16 protein-coding genes are annotated in these 16,945 nt (G+C 42.0%); 1 reads left to right on the top strand and 15 read right to left on the bottom strand.

Annotated features, from left to right (window positions below):
- Positions 1–3: 3 nt before the first annotated feature.
- The 3 genes from DXA60_RS02480 to DXA60_RS02470 are packed head-to-tail and all read right to left on the bottom strand — an operon-like array spanning position 4 to position 1,485.
- On the bottom strand, positions 4–255 hold the full coding sequence (locus tag DXA60_RS02480; RefSeq protein WP_117919213.1) for a PqqD family protein: 252 nt from the start codon (positions 253–255) through the stop codon (positions 4–6).
- A gap of 21 nt (positions 256–276) precedes the next feature.
- Positions 277–1,122 (bottom strand): diaminopimelate epimerase, encoded by an 846-nt coding sequence (gene dapF, locus DXA60_RS02475; RefSeq protein ID WP_117919211.1) that lies wholly within the window; start codon positions 1,120–1,122, stop codon positions 277–279.
- A 54-nt stretch (positions 1,123–1,176) separates the two neighbouring features.
- Positions 1,177–1,485 carry a hypothetical protein gene (locus tag DXA60_RS02470; protein ID WP_243006724.1) on the bottom strand — a complete coding sequence of 103 codons (309 nt, stop codon included), beginning with the start codon at positions 1,483–1,485 and terminating at the stop codon, positions 1,177–1,179.
- A gap of 155 nt (positions 1,486–1,640) precedes the next feature.
- Between DXA60_RS02470 and sigG the strand changes: the two genes are divergently transcribed.
- Positions 1,641–2,420 (top strand): RNA polymerase sporulation sigma factor SigG, encoded by a 780-nt coding sequence (gene sigG, locus DXA60_RS02460; protein WP_117919205.1) that lies wholly within the window; start codon positions 1,641–1,643, stop codon positions 2,418–2,420.
- Here sigG and DXA60_RS02455 read toward each other — a convergent pair.
- The 12 genes from DXA60_RS02455 to rsmH all read right to left on the bottom strand — a co-directional run bounded on the left by DXA60_RS02455 (position 2,417) and on the right by rsmH (position 16,937).
- The gene (locus DXA60_RS02455; protein ID WP_117919203.1) at positions 2,417–4,027 is read right to left on the bottom strand and encodes an MBL fold metallo-hydrolase RNA specificity domain-containing protein; all 1,611 of its coding nucleotides are present in this window, start codon (positions 4,025–4,027) and stop codon (positions 2,417–2,419) included. The two genes, sigG and DXA60_RS02455, sit on opposite strands and share 4 nt — an antisense overlap.
- Positions 4,028–4,155: 128 nt before the next feature.
- Positions 4,156–4,887 carry an RNA polymerase sporulation sigma factor SigE gene (sigE, locus tag DXA60_RS02450; RefSeq protein ID WP_117919201.1) on the bottom strand — a complete coding sequence of 244 codons (732 nt, stop codon included), beginning with the start codon at positions 4,885–4,887 and terminating at the stop codon, positions 4,156–4,158.
- A 31-nt stretch (positions 4,888–4,918) separates the two neighbouring features.
- Complete coding sequence (locus DXA60_RS02445; protein WP_330414569.1) at positions 4,919–5,710, bottom strand: sigma-E processing peptidase SpoIIGA; 792 nt, start codon at positions 5,708–5,710, stop codon at positions 4,919–4,921.
- Between the two features lie 208 nt (positions 5,711–5,918).
- On the bottom strand, positions 5,919–7,118 hold the full coding sequence (ftsZ, locus tag DXA60_RS02440; RefSeq protein ID WP_117919197.1) for a cell division protein FtsZ: 1,200 nt from the start codon (positions 7,116–7,118) through the stop codon (positions 5,919–5,921).
- A 114-nt stretch (positions 7,119–7,232) separates the two neighbouring features.
- Positions 7,233–7,988: a cell division protein FtsQ/DivIB gene (locus tag DXA60_RS02435; protein ID WP_117919195.1), complete on the bottom strand. Its 756-nt coding sequence runs from the start codon at positions 7,986–7,988 to the stop codon at positions 7,233–7,235.
- Positions 7,989–7,990: 2 nt separating this feature from the next.
- Positions 7,991–9,109: an FtsW/RodA/SpoVE family cell cycle protein gene (locus tag DXA60_RS02430; RefSeq protein WP_117919193.1), complete on the bottom strand. Its 1,119-nt coding sequence runs from the start codon at positions 9,107–9,109 to the stop codon at positions 7,991–7,993.
- Between the two features lie 47 nt (positions 9,110–9,156).
- Positions 9,157–10,521: a UDP-N-acetylmuramoyl-L-alanine--D-glutamate ligase gene (gene murD, locus DXA60_RS02425; protein WP_117919191.1), complete on the bottom strand. Its 1,365-nt coding sequence runs from the start codon at positions 10,519–10,521 to the stop codon at positions 9,157–9,159.
- A gap of 30 nt (positions 10,522–10,551) precedes the next feature.
- Complete coding sequence (gene mraY, locus DXA60_RS02420) at positions 10,552–11,505, bottom strand: phospho-N-acetylmuramoyl-pentapeptide-transferase (protein ID WP_117919296.1); 954 nt, start codon at positions 11,503–11,505, stop codon at positions 10,552–10,554.
- Positions 11,506–11,579: 74 nt separating this feature from the next.
- A complete protein-coding gene (locus DXA60_RS02415) occupies positions 11,580–13,334 on the bottom strand; it encodes a peptidoglycan D,D-transpeptidase FtsI family protein (RefSeq protein WP_117919189.1) in 1,755 nt (584 codons plus the stop codon).
- Positions 13,335–13,386: 52 nt separating this feature from the next.
- A complete protein-coding gene (locus DXA60_RS02410; RefSeq protein WP_117919188.1) occupies positions 13,387–15,435 on the bottom strand; it encodes a peptidoglycan D,D-transpeptidase FtsI family protein in 2,049 nt (682 codons plus the stop codon).
- Positions 15,436–15,479: 44 nt separating this feature from the next.
- Positions 15,480–15,983 (bottom strand): hypothetical protein, encoded by a 504-nt coding sequence (locus DXA60_RS02405; protein WP_117919186.1) that lies wholly within the window; start codon positions 15,981–15,983, stop codon positions 15,480–15,482.
- Positions 15,984–15,998: 15 nt separating this feature from the next.
- Entirely contained in the window at positions 15,999–16,937 is a 939-nt protein-coding gene (gene rsmH / locus DXA60_RS02400) for a 16S rRNA (cytosine(1402)-N(4))-methyltransferase RsmH (RefSeq protein ID WP_117919184.1), read from the bottom strand.
- Positions 16,938–16,945: the final 8 nt, after the last annotated feature.

Raw genomic sequence — 16,945 nt, 5'->3', positions numbered from 1 at the left:
TCCTCAAATAATACCCTGTTGTCTTAACTCCATCATAAACTGTTTCACATCACTTTGTGCACCGGAGAATGATAATTCATATTCTTTTGCAAATGCCTGTACGATCTCATCTTCGGACATTCCTGAAATATACGCACGATAAATATATGCACCACACTCGTTTAACATGAACGGTTTTTTATATTGTTTTCCCTGCTCCATATCCAAAAGCCAGTACGCCCCTGCCGCATGACGTAATTGATACCGTTCTTTCATCTAAATCATTTCCTTTCTCTTTCATGAAAAAAACTGCTCTGCAACAGTAATTTTTCCAATATATACAACCGAACCCGTCATAAAAATTCTACCGTCTTCCCCAAACTCTATAAAAAGATCTCCACCGTGCATATGTACGGTCACTTCATCTCCCACCAGCCCTAAACGGTGAGAAGCTGCTGCTGCCGCACAGGCCCCGGTGCCGGAAGCAAACGTATAACCTGCTCCACGTTCATAGATCTCAACCTGTATATTTTTTTCATCCACAATCTGGCAAAGCTGCATATTGATACGATTCGGAAAATATTTTGCATTTTCCACATACGGTCCTAACTGCATTGCCTTCTTGCGGTCTACCCGTTCAAGCATGATAACACAGTTAGGATTGCCCATGGATACACAGGTTGCATTATAAAAATTATCGCAGAAAAATATCGATTCTCCCACGACTTCTCCTTCAAATCCAAGTGCTGGGATCTGTTCTGCCTCAAATACCGCATATCCCATATCCACACGCATGCGCTCTCCAGCATCATCCAGAAAAGTTACAAGCGTATCCCCCGCCTTTGTGGTCAGATAATACTTTTTTTCTTTTACATAGCCGGCATCTTTTAAATATCTTGAAAAAATCCGGATGCCATTGCCGCTTTTTTCAGCTTCACTTCCATCCGGATTAAAAATTCGTACTTTAATTTTTTTATCTTCAATAAGCGGTCCGTACAAAATCCCATCTGCACCGACGCCAATATTACGTCTGCATAACTGCTTTATCAGTCTTTCGTTTAAAACAACGTCATTTTTCTTTGGATCGAAAATCAGATAATCATTGCCAACCCCATGATATTTGCGAAGTATGATTTCAGACATTCTGATTCCTCTGTTATTTTCCTTATGATATCATATGCAAAAAATAAATAACGGTTACTCTACTCCCCCATTTTCAAAGAGACGATGGATATTCTCTGCCTTTTCATGAAGGATCTTGTCTATCTGTTCTCTTTTCACACCATCTAAGTCTTTCTCCTGACCATACTGACCTGAATATGCATTTGTTGCTCTATTGTAGTTTTCCTGCATATTTTCGTCTGCAGTCTGTTCCTGCTTACTTTCTGTTTCCCCAGTCTGCATCTGTATCATTGGATCGGTCTGTGCTCTCGGAATATAATTCACATTCCAGTACTTGATAATACTTCTCGCAATCCGTTCCTGCTCATTTCTTTTATCGATCATATCTTTCATCATCACTGCACCACACTCTGTTCTGGTTTTTGATACCTTTTTATTTTAGCACGAAACTCTTTGGAAAAAAAGTTAATTTCTGAATAAAATTCATCTGTTTGAAGCATGCTCTTTATGGTAAATACGAAATTCCGGAGGAAAACAGCATGGCTTCTTATAAAGTAGAAATCTGCGGTGTCAATACCGCAAAACTCCCCATTTTGAAAGAAGAGGAAAAAGATGCTCTGTTTGCGCGAATCAAGCAGGGAGACAACACTGCCAGAGAAACATATATCAAGGGCAATCTCAGACTGGTATTAAGTGTCATCAAACGTTTTTCCGGCAACCACGAAAATGTTGATGATCTCTTTCAGATCGGATGTATCGGTCTGATCAAATCCATCGATAACTTTGATCCAACGATCGGTGTAAAATTCTCCACCTACGCAGTACCAATGATCATAGGTGAAATCCGGCGCTACCTGCGCGACAATAACTCTATCCGTGTCAGCCGTTCCCTGCGCGACACTGCCTACAAGGCAATCCATACAAAAGAGATTCTCTCAAAATCTGAAAACAAAGAACCGACTCTTGACGAAATCGCAGCCGAATCCGGCATTTCCAAAGAGGATATTGTCTTTGCCCTTGATGCCATACAAAGCCCGCTCAGTCTTTATGATCCGGTCTATACTGACGGCGGTGACACACTCTATGTCATGGATCAGATCAGCGACAAAAAAAACCGGGAAGAAAACTGGATCGAAGAACTATCCTTAAACGACGCTCTTAACCGGCTGAACGAGCGCGAAAATTATATTTTAAAACTTCGTTTTTTTGAAGGCAAAACGCAGATGGAAGTGGCTGACGAGATCCATATCTCACAGGCTCAGGTCAGCCGTCTGGAAAAATCCGCCTTAAAATCCATCCGTCATTATCTGTCGCTTTAACGTTCCCACTTATTACACAGGGCATTGATCTGATCTGCAAATTTACCAAGTTCTTTGTTTGGCATTCCTTCGCATTTATTGATAACCGTAAGAAGCCTCTGTCCCGCAGCAAGCAGTCTTGCAAATACATTGCTTGACGCACGGCTCTTCTCCATCGTCTTTTTCTCTGCCCGTTCCCTGGAACCTTCACGCACCTGTTCACCTGTTGCAAGGTCAAATGCGTCTCCCGGGAACGGTGCATATGCATCATATCCCAGAGCATCTTTCAGATGGTCTGCAAACTGCTCTGTGACTTTATCCTCCCCATGTACCACAAATACTTTTTTCGGTTTGTTTTCAAATGATGCCGCCCACTTTGTAAGCTGTTCCACGTCCGCATGTCCGCTGATACCCGGAAGATTCTCGATCGTTGCTGCGACCTCGATCGTCTCTCCAAAAAGCCTGACTTCTTTCGCACCATTTAAAAGGGAAAAGCCAAGCGTTCCAGGTACCTGGTATCCTACAAATAAAATCGTGGAATCTTTTCTCCACAGATTATGTTTCAAATGGTGGCGGATACGTCCCGCCTCACACATTCCGGATGCAGAAATAATAACTTTCGGATCATCATTAAAGTTAATCATCTTCGATTCATCACTTGTGATCGCCATTTTAAGTCCCGGAAATCCGATCGGGTTAATCCCCTGCTGCACAAGTGCTCTCGCATCTTCATCAAAACATTCTTCCACGCTCTTATTAAAGATACTTGTAGCCTCAACCGCTAACGGGCTGTCTATGTATACCTCAAAATTTTCAAATTCAGGCAGCAGATGTTCGCTTTTGATCCTGCGTATAAAATAAAGCATCTCCTGCGTTCTGCCTACGGAAAATGCCGGGATGACCAGATTGCCTCCCCGTTCATACAGCGTCTCTTTGATCACTTTCGCAAGGGCGATCGCAAAATCCAGAGGTGTATTGTGTTTTCTGTCACCGTAAGTTGACTCCATGATCACATAATCGGCATCTTTGATATATTCCGGATCCTTGATAAGCGGACGGTTGCCCGGCCCGATATCTCCGGAAAATGCCAGTTTTACCTCTGTTCCGTCATCATCCTGTACCCACATTTCAATGCTTGAAGATCCAAGCAGATGACCGGCATCCACAAATCTTACTTCAAGTCCGTCACAGACTTTAATCTTTTTCTGATAATCACACGGCACAAAATGATTCAGCACGCTCATCGCATCATTCATATCGTAAAGAGGAACTATTTCCGGTTTTCCGGCTCGTTTTGCCTTCCGGTTACGCCACTCTGCCTCAAACATCTGGATATGTGCGCTGTCTTTGAGCATAATGTTACACAGTTCATTAGTCGCTAACGTACAGTAAATTTTGCCGCGAAAACCATGATTGTATAAAAGAGGCAATAATCCGGAATGGTCAATATGTGCATGTGTCACAAACACATAATCAATCATTGCCGCATTAACCGGTATATCCTGGTTCGTGTATAGATCCGGTCCCTGTTCCATTCCACAGTCCACCAGTATATGCTTATCTGCAAATGACAGATAATGACAACTGCCCGTTACCTCATGTGCTGCGCCTAAAAATTCCAATACCATATGAAGTCCCCCATTCTGTCTGCTTTTCTTTCATTATACTATTTTTCAGCTATATGCACAATATTATTTCATATTTTATAAATTTTTTAATCATTTTGTCATTTTGCACAACAACATAAAATGGTGTTTTATTCCAGACGCACGATTTCTTTTTTCAGTCTTCCCATGATCTTTTTTTCCAGTCTGGATATATAAGACTGGGAAATACCAAGCATATCCGCAACCTCCTTCTGTGTTTTTTCTTCACCGTCAATCGTGTTTAATCCAAACCGCAGTTCAATGATCATCCGTTCCCTTCCGGAAAGCTTTCCAATTGCGGTCTTAAGCAGCCGATGTTCCACATCCGTTTCAATGTCATGGTAGATCACGTCCTCGTCAGTTCCTAAAATATCTGAAAGCAGCAGTTCATTTCCATCCCAGTCAACATTTAGGGGTTCATCAATAGACACTTCCATTCTTGTTTTACTGTTTCGCCGCAGATACATCAGGATTTCGTTTTCAATACATCTCGATGCATAGGTCGCCAGTTTAATGTTTTTTCCTGGATTAAATGTGTTGATCGCCTTGATCAGGCCGATCGTGCCGATCGAGATCAGATCTTCCACCCCAACACCGGTATTATCAAATTTCTTTGCAATATAAACCACAAGTCTCAGGTTGTGTTCGATCAGGCGTTTCCTCGCAAGCTGCCCGCTTTCATCACTTGTGAGCATCTCTATACATACCGCCTCATCTTCACCTGCAAGTGGCGGTGGAAGTACCTCTGCACCTCCGATATAATGCACTTCATTCTTTTTCTTTCGAAAAATACCAGGAAATATCATTGTTCTTATCTTTGGTATCGCAAATTTTATGTACATTCCCAATTCCACCTTAATTTTTATTTTCACACTATATGCCATGCGGCATAATGCTTGATGCATTCAGAATCATTTCATATTCCTTACCGTCAAATAACATTTTATCTGCCGTTCCGATCGCCGCATTCTGGATCTTTACCGCATGTTTTCCCTGGAAAATTATCATTTCATCCACATTTGTTACCGCAATTAACCCATTCTTTTCTCCCAGTGACCGATAGGGCACAAACCGTACCAGATCTTTTTCCTTTGAAAAGATCTTTTCTGCTGTGGTTTCCGATAAAATACTGATTTCCTGTCCTGTATACGGGTCCATCAGCTGATTTCCGCTATCCCAGTATGCATGCAGTCTGATATGTCTTTCCCCTTTTTTTAACTCCGCAGGATATATATGATTTCCGTAAATGCGTCTTTCTCCAAAACAGATCACTGCCGTAACCACTGCCGCGGTCACAACAAATATCTGCAAAACCTCATTTTGTGTAAATATCTGCTGTTCTAAGAGCCATTCCAGTGCTCCTCCCTGTATCACACACATAAAATAGGTTACAACCCAGTTTTCCAGATAGCTGCGCTTTCCTTCCCAGCCAAAACACAAAAATACCATCCCCGTATTTAAAACAAAATGTGCGATCAGCAAATAAAGTATCCTGTTTCTTATAAAACAAACCAGAAACAGGTGAAACAGCGAAAATATAAGCGATACTGCAAACAACCGCCCGGCATGTATTCTCCGTTTCAGCAGACAGTTGCATCCAAGTATTGCCATATAATCCATGAACAGATTTTCAAGCAGGAACACATCTGCATAAAATACATATATCTCGCCTCACCTCTTTTCTCAGATTCTTTTGCATCTTTACTGCCATTATAAAACGTATAACATTACTTTTTTGTCAAAACAGGAACTGCAAATCCTAAAAATCATCCCTTATTTTCGACAAGTGATCATCTGTGCTATACGAAAAAAGAGATCTACACATTTTGTCAATGCATAAATCTCTTTTCTGATGTACATAATTATCTTATATTTATTTTCTTGAATTTTTAAGGAAATCCGGGATTTTAATATCCATCGGCTGTACCGTACTCTCTGGCTGGCGTGGTCTTTGGATACCGGAGAATGTCGGTGTTGTTGCCTGTGTCTGCGTATGTGCCTGTACACTTGCACCGAGATTTGCTGCCTGTCTGTTAATGCCAGGTGTTCCAACCGGTCTTGTAACATTCGCAGTATTTCCATAACGGAGATCCGGCATGATCTTGCTCTTTGGTGCCGCCTGGGCATTCTCAAGTCCTGTTGCGATAACCGTGATGGTTGCTTCATCTGTCATGGACTCATCATACTTCGCACCGAAAATAATATTGGCATTATCACCTGCAAGATCCTGAACATAACTTGCGGCATCGTTCGCATCCATCAGGGAAATATCACCGGATATATTAATGATAACATGAGATGCACCATTGATCGTTGTCTCTAACAGTGGACTTGCAACTGCAAGTTTAACTGCTTCGATCGCCTTGTCATCACCCTTTGCATTACCAATACCGATATGTGCCATACCCTTGTCCTTCATAACTGTGGAAACATCGGCAAAGTCAAGATTGATCAATGCAGGCAGATTAATGAGGTCTGTAATTCCCTGAACAGCCTGCTGCAACACTTCGTCAGCCTTCTTCAAAGCATCCGGCATAGTTGTACGTCTGTCAACAATCTCCAAAAGTTTGTCATTCGGGATCACGATCAGAGTATCAACGCTCTCTTTTAAACGTTCAATACCGGAAAGTGCATTTAACATACGCTGTTTTGCTTCAAATTTAAATGGCTTTGTCACAACGCCGACCGTTAAGATTCCCTGCTCTTTTGCAATCTTAGCAGCAACCGGTGCTGCACCTGTTCCGGTTCCACCGCCCATACCACAGGTTACAAAAACCATATCCGCGCCTTTTACTGCTGCAGATAATTCTTCCATGCTCTCCTCAGCGGCTTTCTGACCGATCTCAGGCTGTGCTCCAGCTCCAAGTCCTTTCGTCAGCTTCTCACCGATCTGAATCAGTGTCGGTGCTTTGCAGAGTGCCAAAGCCTGTTTATCCGTGTTTACCCCGATAAACTCGACTCCCCCGATACTCTCATCAATCATTCTATTTACAGCATTATTACCAGCTCCTCCTACTCCGATCACGATGATCTTTGCACTGGTATCCGCTTCTGTTGTCTTAATCTCCAGCAAGGTAGTTCCTCCTTCATTTAGCTTAAAAATTTACAGCTAAAAAACTCATATACACTATAATATAATTTTTCTTACAATTAATCAACTGATTTTTCAAAAAAGATTACACTTTTTTTACAGATCTGCACGGTCAAACACAATATCTGTCGTATCCGGCGTCCATGTTTCTAAATGAAGTATACCGGACAGTCCCGACAGTTGTGGCATAATTGCGGAAAGTCTTGCAATTTTCTGTGTCAGATAATCCTCTGAACCAACATTGACTGTAATCGTTCCGTAGGTAAGCTGTGGCTGCATTGCACTGTCATAATGGATCTCTTCCGGTTCCAGCTCATATTTTTTCAATAATTGTGTCAATGTCAGAAGATTTCTCAGCAGATTCGAATCCTCAAGCGGCAGTTTTTCATATAAAACCACACTGTCGCAGGTAACGCCTGTGATCTTTGGCACTCCCTCGATTACATCCGATGAAGTTTCCACAACAAATCCGTCTTTATCAAAATATGCATACTGCCCAAGTGTATCTATATAGAAACTTCCGAGAATGCCTTTTTCCGTAACAGAAATCCGCAGTGTATGTGGATCATCCAGCGAAATTTCCATTGTATCTACAAACGGCACCTCTCCGATGTCCACAAACCGGTATTTCAGGTCTACATACAGGCTGTTCCACGAATAATCATCATCCAGCACCATATTTTTAATCTGATCGGCTGAATAAAGACTGTTTCCTTCTACAACCACATTCTGAACTGTAAACACCTTTACCACGATCAGTGCAGTAAGTGCTGCCAGCATCAGAACCACTAAGAATATACAGGCTCCAATTTTTCTTCTTTTTTTTCTTTTTCTCTGTTCTTTGATTCTCATAATCAGGCAACCTCTAATTTAATTCCCCTCGATACAGAAAGCGCCAGACCCATCTCTGCCAACAAAATCGATATGGATGTTCCTCCATAACTGATAAACGGCAGTGATACACCCGTATTTGGAATTGTATTCGTAACAACCGCAATGTTGAGTAATACCTGAATCGCCAGATGTGCCATAATTCCAACTACGATCAATGCTCCATAAAGATCAGAGGCATTATTTGCAATGATCATCAGACGCCAGATAATAAGCAGGTACAACAATATCAGACAGACTGCGCCAAAAAGACCAAGTTCTTCACATATAACAGAAAAGATCATATCATTCTGTGCCTCCGGGATAAATCCCAGTTTCTGCATACTCTCTCCCAATCCTTTGCCAAAAAGTCCTCCGGAACCGATCGCATATAATCCCTGCAGCGTCTGATACCCTTTTTCATAGTCCTCCGGATGCAGCCAGATCATAACACGCTCTGCACGGTAAGATGCCAGCAGAATAAACAGAGTGCCAGCCAGACCTACTCCTATTCCCATGATGATGAACTGTAAATATTTCGGACTTGCAACAAATAACATGCAGACAGCAATTCCAAGGATAATAATTGCCGTACTTAAGTTATTATACGCAACCACCGCAAAAATCGGCAGAATAAAAAGCATGATCTTAACCAGGCTTTTAAATTCACCAATACGTTTTGGTGTTTTATAGATGATCGTCGCAAGGAAAATTATAACCGCGATTTTCGCAATCTCAGATGGCTGGAACTGGATCGGTCCGATCCTGAACCATCGCGACTGTCCTTTTGCACTTGTTCCGACAAAAATAACTGCTGTACATAACGTCAATGCCACAAAATACGCAAGCGTTGAAACCTGCATCCAGAACTTATATGGAATTTTCGAAATAAATAACATTGCTGCTATTCCAAGTGCGCTTGCATACATCTGCCTTTTCACATAATATGCTGCATCGTTAAATCTTGTCGATCCATAATAAGAACTGGTACTGTATAACATGATCAGCCCAAAGCACAGCAAAAATATAATCAGAAATAACAGGCTGTAATCAAAATACCGGATCGCTTTTTGTTTTTTTTCATTTTCCCGTCTTCTTGCCATAATTTTTCCTCATTTATATAAAACCTGTCTGATCAAACCCTGATTCTTTATTCCGGCAGTTCCATGACATATTGCCGGAACAGATCTCCACGCTGCGTATAATCCTTAAAATCTCCCCAGCTTGCACATGCAGGTGAGAGCAATACTGCTTCCCCGGTTTCTGCCAGTCTGTAACAGTTGTCTACCGCTTCTTTTAATGTATCACAACATACGATATTCCCAAAGCCATGCTTTTGTGCACATTCTGCGATTTTTTCTTTCGTCTGTCCAATTAACAAAAGATATTTTACTTTTCCCTCAAAGCTGTCAATCCACTCATCAAATTCAAGTTCTTTATCATACCCACCGCCGATGAGCACCGTTTTCCGGTTCATTGCCCTGATTCCGCGAATTGCCGCATCCGGATTTGTCGCTTTAGAATCATTATAATACATAACACCATGCAATTCCCGCACAAATTCAATGCGGTGTTTTACACCCTGAAACTCTTTTAACACGCTCTGTATCACATCAGCCGGTGCTCCCATGCAAAGCGCAGCACCGGAAGCCGCCATGACATTTTCATAATTGTGTGTTCCAAGAAGTTTCAGTTTATCTATGTCTATCAGTTTTTCCGGTTCTTTTTCCTTCTGAGCTATCCAGATCGCGTCATTCTTCAGATATATTCCCTCTGCTAATGATCTTTTGCTGCTGAAAAACAATACCTTTGTTTTAAGCGTTTCTGCAAAAGAACGAAGTATTTCATCCTCATAATTGAGTATACATACATCATCCATTGTCTGACACTTTGTAATGCTTTCCTTTGCCCGGATATATGCCTCCATGGTGTGATGTCTGTCAAGATGATCCGGCGTGATATTTAAAATTGCAGAAACGGAGGGATGGAAAGTTTCCATTGTTTCTAACTGAAAACTGCTGATCTCTGCCACTGCAATGGTCTGTTCTGTGGTTTTTTCAACGATCGAAGTATATGGGATACCAATATTTCCAACAACAAATACTTCCGGATAACATTTCTTTAGGATTTCTCCCACAAGTGTTGTCGTTGTCGTTTTGCCGTTTGTACCCGTAATTGCTGCAACCCGCCCTTTTGCAAGCCGGTATGCAAGTTCTGCCTCTCCCCATATCGGTATGCCGGCATTATATATCTTTTGCATTGCCAAAGAATCAAGCGGTATGCCGGGGCTTACCACAGCAAGCTCCATTTTATCAACTGCCTCATCCGGCAATTCTCCTACCCACAACGGGCAGTCCGAAAATACCGGATACGTTTTTTTCCAGGCAGCAGTATCGAACTTTTTGTTTTCATCGAACAGAAAGACGCTGCACCCAAGTTTCTTTAGTAACGCCCCGGCGGCAATCCCACTTTTTCCAAGTCCTGCCACCAATACCTGTTTTCCTGTCAGATCCATGCATTACTCCATTTCCACATCTGATTTTTATTACATTGCAAGCAGTGCGATCAGGCACAAAATTGCTGTCGTGATAGAAAATACAGCAACAACTCTTGTCTCAGACCATCCGCCAAGTTCAAAATGATGATGAATCGGTGCCATACGGAAAATACGCTTTCCGCCGGTTTTCTTAAAATAAGTCACCTGAATGATAACGGATAAAACTTCCACCAGGTAGATCAGACCCACGATCAGAATAAAAAGAGGCATCTGCATCATATATGCTGTTGATACTACAAAGCCACCCAGTGCCAGAGATCCGGTATCTCCCATAAATACACTTGCCGGATATACATTAAACAGTAAAAATCCAAGCAGTGCTCCCACAACAGCACAGGTGATCGGTGCAATTCCTGCATTAGTTCCGATTGCTACAACTGAAAAGAATGTTGCAACCATGATCGTAACGCTTGATGCTAATCCGTCAAGTCCATCCGTAAAATTCGTTCCGTTTACGGTGCCGACTACCGCAAAAAACAGAACCGGAATTGCCAGCCATCCAAGATCTAAGTATTTTCCCCCTGAGAACGGGATCAGCATGGTAAGTGCCACACCGGAATATTTCACCATGTATACAGCAAATACACCTGTGACAATGATCTGAAGAATCATCTTCTGCCATGCCAGCAGTCCATCTGAACGGCGCAGCACAACTTTTAAATAATCATCCAAAAATCCGATCACACCAAATCCGACTGTCATAAACAGAATCGGAATGATCTTCGGATAATCTTTGACATAAAACAGGGATGTGATGATGATACTTGCAAGAATCATCAGTCCCCCCATTGTCGGGGTTCCGTTTTTCTTTAAATGGGATTCAAGTTCTTTTCGTTCTGTCTGACCTACCTTGAGTCTTCTTAAGAAAGGAATCACAACTGGTCCTAACAGTGCACTGATTACGAATGCAATAATTACCGGTATTACAATTTCATATGTCATAATAATCTCCATTCTTGCGCCGGTTTTGCGCTCATGTACTTTTTTAACAACACAATAGTATACGTCATTTTTTATCATTTCGCAAGATACGGCAAAATGTTTTCCATAATTTCTTTTGCAACAGGTGCCGCGATCTGTCCTCCGTAATAAGTTCCTTTCGGATCGTTGATCACAACGAGCACTAAAACTTTCGGATCATCCGCAGGGGCAAATCCAAGAAATGACGAGATGTATTTATGTTCACTCCTTGGAAGTGTCTGTGAAGTAGCAGTTTTTCCTCCAATGGAAAAACCTTCTATTTTAGCATTCTTTCCACTGCCATCAGAGACAACCCTCTCTAACAGATAACGCATTGTTTCCGACGTTTCTTCCCTGCAGATGTCATTTTTTGTTTCATATCTCAATGTTTCTACCTCATTTCCCCCTTCTCCTGTGATTTTTACCCCAAAATGCGGCGTGATACGGTGTCCCCCATTTATAATAGAAGAAACAGTAGTCACAAGCTGCATCGGCGTGATCTGAAAGGACTGACCGAACGATATGGTCGCAAGCTCTACCGGGCCGACATTTTCTTTTTTGTGCATGATCGTTGCCGCTTCTCCGGGAAGATCCACATTTGTTTTCGACAGCAGTCCAAACTGTCTGAAATACTTATAAAAATTGTCAACCCCAAGTCTTTCTCCAAGTTCGATAAATACCGGATTACATGAATTCATAATTCCTGTTTCAAACGTTTCTGCTCCATGTCCGGTCGTCTTGGCACACCGTATCCTCCGGTCCTCCACCAGTTTATATCCGGGACAGTAAAAATTATCCGTCAGCTTAACGACTCCCTGTTCTAATGCTGCTGCCGCTGTAATGATCTTAAATGTGGAACCCGGTTCATAAGTATCACTGATACATTGATTTCTCCACATCTGGTTCAAAAGATCCTGTTTTTTCTCCGCAGGAACATTTTCCTCATTGATCAGTGTAAACGGATCATTCAGATGAAACTCCGGATAATTTACCATCGCATAGATTTCTCCATCTGACGGATTCATCACGATAACAGACACATATTTTGCATCTTTTTTGATATAGGTCTTCTCCGCCGCCTGTTCACAGTATAACTGTATATTATAGTCCATGGAAATATTAAGGTCGTATCCGTTGACCGGTTCAAGTCTCGTCTCCCCTGCATTTTCAATCTCAATCCCCCTTGCATCTGTAAGTGTAAGTATTTTCCCATTCGTCCCCTGAAGATAAGAATCATACTTTACTTCAAGTCCCACAATTCCCTGGTTATCACCACCCGTAAATCCCAATACTTTTGATGCTAACGTATCGTAGGGATAATACCGCTTATAATCTTCGTCTACTTTGATCCCCGGAAGTTTATATGCCCGTATCTTATCTCCTGTCTCTTTTGGGACATTTGTCTTTATGCGCTCTATGGAGCTCACCTTTTCCACACGTTTCCGCACTGTTTCCTCCGGTAGTTCAAGTTCTTTTACCAGTGCAGTGATCACTGCCTCTTTATCTTCGATCTGGCTGTGTATGACCGATATGGTGCAGACCGACTTGTTAGTTGCAAGTACCACACCGTTTTTGTCTAAAATTTTTCCTCTCGCTGCCTTAATATCACGCTCCCTCTCATGCAGATTCTGCGCCTTTTGTCCATAATATCCGGAGCAAAATATCATAAGATACACCAGTCTTCCAAGTAAAAATAAAAGCGCCAGAAATACAACCGTAAACATTACCATGATCTTTTTCCGATGAAATGTTTTACTTCTATAAAAAGGAAGTTCCTGCTGCATATATAAAAACCTCACAAAAGTTTTCATAGCATTTTATTCTTACTTTTGTGAGGTTATGTATTTTGTTTTATACTTTTCTTTACTGCTGACCTTCATCTGCCCCCGGATCAATATCTTCGGCTGGCTGTTCCCCTGTATTCTCCGGCAGTTCATCCGTCGTATCCGGCACATCCAAACTCTCCTCAGCCGTAGAGTTTGCAACATCGGCTGCCGTCACATCACCGACATCGCCTTCGTCTTCACCTTTGATTCCCCATCCTTCATGAATACCGGTAGTATCTTCATCCCGGTATATATTCATATAAGGAAGAACCTCCTCTAAGATCTCTCTTACGATATTCTGTGCATAAGTACTGTGGAACTGTTCTGCAACATTCGGTTCATCCACAACACAGTAAATAACAAGCTGCGGATCTTCCACCGGCGCAAATCCGATAAACGACACCAGATAATTAATGCCATCACGTCCTGCTTTCTGGGCTGTACCGGTTTTTCCTCCCATGGAATATCCATCTACCTTTGCAGTTACTGCAGTACCGCCTGTGACCGTAGAATACATATACTGTTTTAAGGCATCACTCGTTGACTTCGATACCGTCTCCCGTAAAAGGGTTGGTGTCACTTCACTGATCGTATTTCCGCTTTCATCCGTTATCCTTTTCACAACATGCGGCTGATAAAGACTTCCACCATTGACCAGAGAACAATATGCCGTGGCAAGCTGTATCATCGTCGTATTGAAATTCTGCCCAAACGCATTGGTTGCAAGATCGACTGGTCCCATATTATCTGCCGTATAGATCAGGGAATCTGTTCTTGCTTCTCCTGGAAGATCGATCCCCGTTCTTTGTCCAAAGCCAAATATCTGCTGATATCTGGTGAAAATATCACTCCCCAGACGATAGGATATCTGCATCATCGCATCATTGCAGGAATTCATAAGTGTCTGTTCAAGTGTTTCCATCCCATGTCCGCTTCTGTTTACACAGTGGATATCATGTCCACCCACATGCTCATAGCCATCACAGTAAAAACTGTCTCCCGTCGAAACCTTGCCCGTTTCAAGTCCTGCCGCTACCGTAAATGGTTTTGCAGTAGATCCAGGTTCATAAGTATATGTTGTACAGAAATTCTGCCAGATTTTATTCAAGGCATCCATCTGTGTATCTTCGTCCATTGCATCAATCTCTTCCTGCGTATAATATGCCGAAAGATCTCTTGGATTGCTCAGATCATAATTCGGATAATTAGCCATTGCAAGAACATCCCCATTATTCGGATTCATGACCAGTACTCCGACATGGCTAGCCCCAGGCTCTCCCTCGCGGTAATTCCCGGTATAGGCTTCATTAAAATCCGCAATCTTTTGTTCTACCACAGACTGGATATGGGAATCGATCGTAGACACAACTGTGTTACCATTTTTCGCAGCTTTGATGGTCTTTTCAAAGTTATTATCTGTATTTAAATATCCGTACTCTCTTCCATCCACACCGTTTAAGGTTTCATTGTAATACTGTTCAAGACCGTTCACACCAACGTTTCCGGAAGCTGTAAATCCTACAATAGAGCTCGCAAGTGCACCATACGGATATTCCCTTTGATATTCTTTTTCAAACCACACACCCTTGATATTGGGATTTATCTTTTTCCCTTTTTCATCCACAGCTTCCTGCATTTCAACAAATGGCTGTATTTCTTCGTAAGATGCCTTTTTCTTCAGCACGATATAACGGCTGTCATTCTGCTCTTTCGCGTAACCATACAATGTATTGCTGTCCATATCCTCAAAGCAGCTTGTAAGCGCCTGAATTGTAGGCTCAATATACTCCTCTTTGCTGGTCATGACCGAACAGTCTAAAATGACATTATAAACGGCGATACTGGTTGCAAGTACAGTACCCTTGCTGTCCACAATATCGCCTCTCTGATACGGAATGGTCTGACTGTCATATTCCTGCTGTGACAAAACAATTTTTTCGTATTTATCACCGCTGGTATGTTCAATATACATAAGTCTCCCGATCAGTCCTGTCAGTAAAACTGCAATCGCACTGAACATAACGACCAGTTTTTTCTGCATGCGTCTCGGAAACTTCAACCATGGTTTTCTTCTCTTTGCTGCCATCCTTACCCCTGCATTTCTTATATCACAGTATCAAAACATGCATTCTATTTCTGCGGTATTTCACTGTACTGGTTCATAAAATCATCATTGTCAACAGTATAATAGATAATCTGGGATTCTTTTGCATATGACATTCCAAGCTCATTTAATGCTTTTTCCCTGACACTGTCAAGGTCTACAGACATACGGATTCTCTTATATGCCTCATCATTATCTGCCTTTAAATCAGCGATCTGGCTTTCTAAATTGCTGATCGTATTCATTCTTGCCGTCATATCTGACTGTATTTTTATGTAGGTTCCTGCAAATACGCCAAATACGATCACTGCCATGGTAAGAAATATCACATAACTCTTGCTCATCCGAAGCTGACGTTCCTGATTTCTTCTTACCTGACGTTTTCTTCTACGCAGTTGTTCTTCCCGTTCTCTTTCTTCTCTTTCCCGTCTTTCTCTTCGGTAATCAGGTACTGCTTCCATGCGGCGCACCGTATTGCCATCCACATAATAATTTCTTCCGGAAGCTCTCCTCTCCGTCTGATTTCTCATAATATTCCTCCCTAACTATCTTCGTTCAAATACACGAAGTTTTGCACTTTTTGACCTCGAATTTTCTTCCAGTTCCTTCTCCGATGGAAGAATCGGCTTTCTTGTAATCACTTTTCCTTTTGAAACTTTTCCACAGACACAGACCGGAAAATCACTCGGACAGGTACATGGGTTTTCATTTCTCTTAAAATTTGATTTTACAATACGGTCTTCTAACGAATGGAATGTAATAATGCAGATCCTTCCACCCGGATTCAAAAGATCGATCATCTCATCTAAATGATCTCTAAGCACTTCAAGTTCGTGATTTAACTCAATACGGATCGCCTGAAATGTACGCTTTGCCGGATGCCCTCCGGTTACCTGTACTTTCATCGGAATAGCTGCCCGTATAATATCTGTCAGTTCTCCTGCTGTCTCGATCGTTTTCTTTTGACGTTCCGCTACAATATGTTTTGCAATATTTTTTGCAAATTTATCTTCCCCGTAATCACGGATAATACGGTATAAGTCCATTTCACTGTATCCATTGACAATATCTTTTGCTGTCTGGCTCTGTCTGTCATCCATACGCATATCAAGCGGCGCATCCGGTTCCCGGTAAGTAAATCCACGCTCTGGTGTATCTAACTGGAAGGAAGAAACACCAAGGTCAAGTACAATACCGTCTACTTTGTCCACTCCGATCGCATGCAGTTCTTCTTTCATATTGGCATAGTTGCTGCGGATCAGTGTCGCTTTATTTCCAAACTCTGTAAGGCGTTCCCCGGCTGCCCTGATCGCATCTGCATCCTGATCAATGCCGATCAGTCTTCCATTTTCCCCCAAATGCTTCAGGATCTGATAAGAATGTCCGCCACCGCCTAAGGTTCCGTCCACATAGATTCCATCCGGTCTGATATTTAAATTTTCAATTGTCTCATTTAATAATACAGAATAATGATGAAATTCCACTGTCCTCA

The sequence above is a fragment of the Roseburia sp. OF03-24 genome (assembly GCF_003463035.1).
In the GTDB taxonomy this organism is placed as follows: Bacteria; Bacillota; Clostridia; order Lachnospirales; family Lachnospiraceae; genus Roseburia; species Roseburia rectibacter.
The sequence above is the reverse complement of the archived record's forward strand: the minus strand, read 5'-3'. Positions and strand labels throughout refer to the sequence as shown.

What these genes read in the sequence shown, in the direction of transcription:
- DXA60_RS02430 (WP_117919193.1), bottom strand. Translation starts at nt 9,109, where the DNA reads ATGGCAAGAAGACGGGAAAATGAAAAAAAACAAAAAGCGATCCGGTAT.
- DXA60_RS02435 (WP_117919195.1), bottom strand. Translation starts at nt 7,988, where the DNA reads ATGAGAATCAAAGAACAGAGAAAAAGAAAAAAAAGAAGAAAAATTGGA.
- DXA60_RS02405 (WP_117919186.1), bottom strand. Translation starts at nt 15,983, where the DNA reads ATGAGAAATCAGACGGAGAGGAGAGCTTCCGGAAGAAATTATTATGTG.
- DXA60_RS02415 (WP_117919189.1), bottom strand. Translation starts at nt 13,334, where the DNA reads ATGAAAACTTTTGTGAGGTTTTTATATATGCAGCAGGAACTTCCTTTT.
- DXA60_RS02470 (WP_243006724.1), bottom strand. Translation starts at nt 1,485, where the DNA reads ATGATCGATAAAAGAAATGAGCAGGAACGGATTGCGAGAAGTATTATC.
- DXA60_RS02480 (WP_117919213.1), bottom strand. Translation starts at nt 255, where the DNA reads ATGAAAGAACGGTATCAATTACGTCATGCGGCAGGGGCGTACTGGCTT.
- sigE (WP_117919201.1), bottom strand. Translation starts at nt 4,887, where the DNA reads ATGTACATAAAATTTGCGATACCAAAGATAAGAACAATGATATTTCCT.
- DXA60_RS02410 (WP_117919188.1), bottom strand. Translation starts at nt 15,435, where the DNA reads ATGGCAGCAAAGAGAAGAAAACCATGGTTGAAGTTTCCGAGACGCATG.
- sigG (WP_117919205.1), top strand. Translation starts at nt 1,641, where the DNA reads ATGGCTTCTTATAAAGTAGAAATCTGCGGTGTCAATACCGCAAAACTC.
- mraY (WP_117919296.1), bottom strand. Translation starts at nt 11,505, where the DNA reads ATGACATATGAAATTGTAATACCGGTAATTATTGCATTCGTAATCAGT.
- murD (WP_117919191.1), bottom strand. Translation starts at nt 10,521, where the DNA reads ATGGATCTGACAGGAAAACAGGTATTGGTGGCAGGACTTGGAAAAAGT.
- DXA60_RS02455 (WP_117919203.1), bottom strand. Translation starts at nt 4,027, where the DNA reads ATGGTATTGGAATTTTTAGGCGCAGCACATGAGGTAACGGGCAGTTGT.
- dapF (WP_117919211.1), bottom strand. Translation starts at nt 1,122, where the DNA reads ATGTCTGAAATCATACTTCGCAAATATCATGGGGTTGGCAATGATTAT.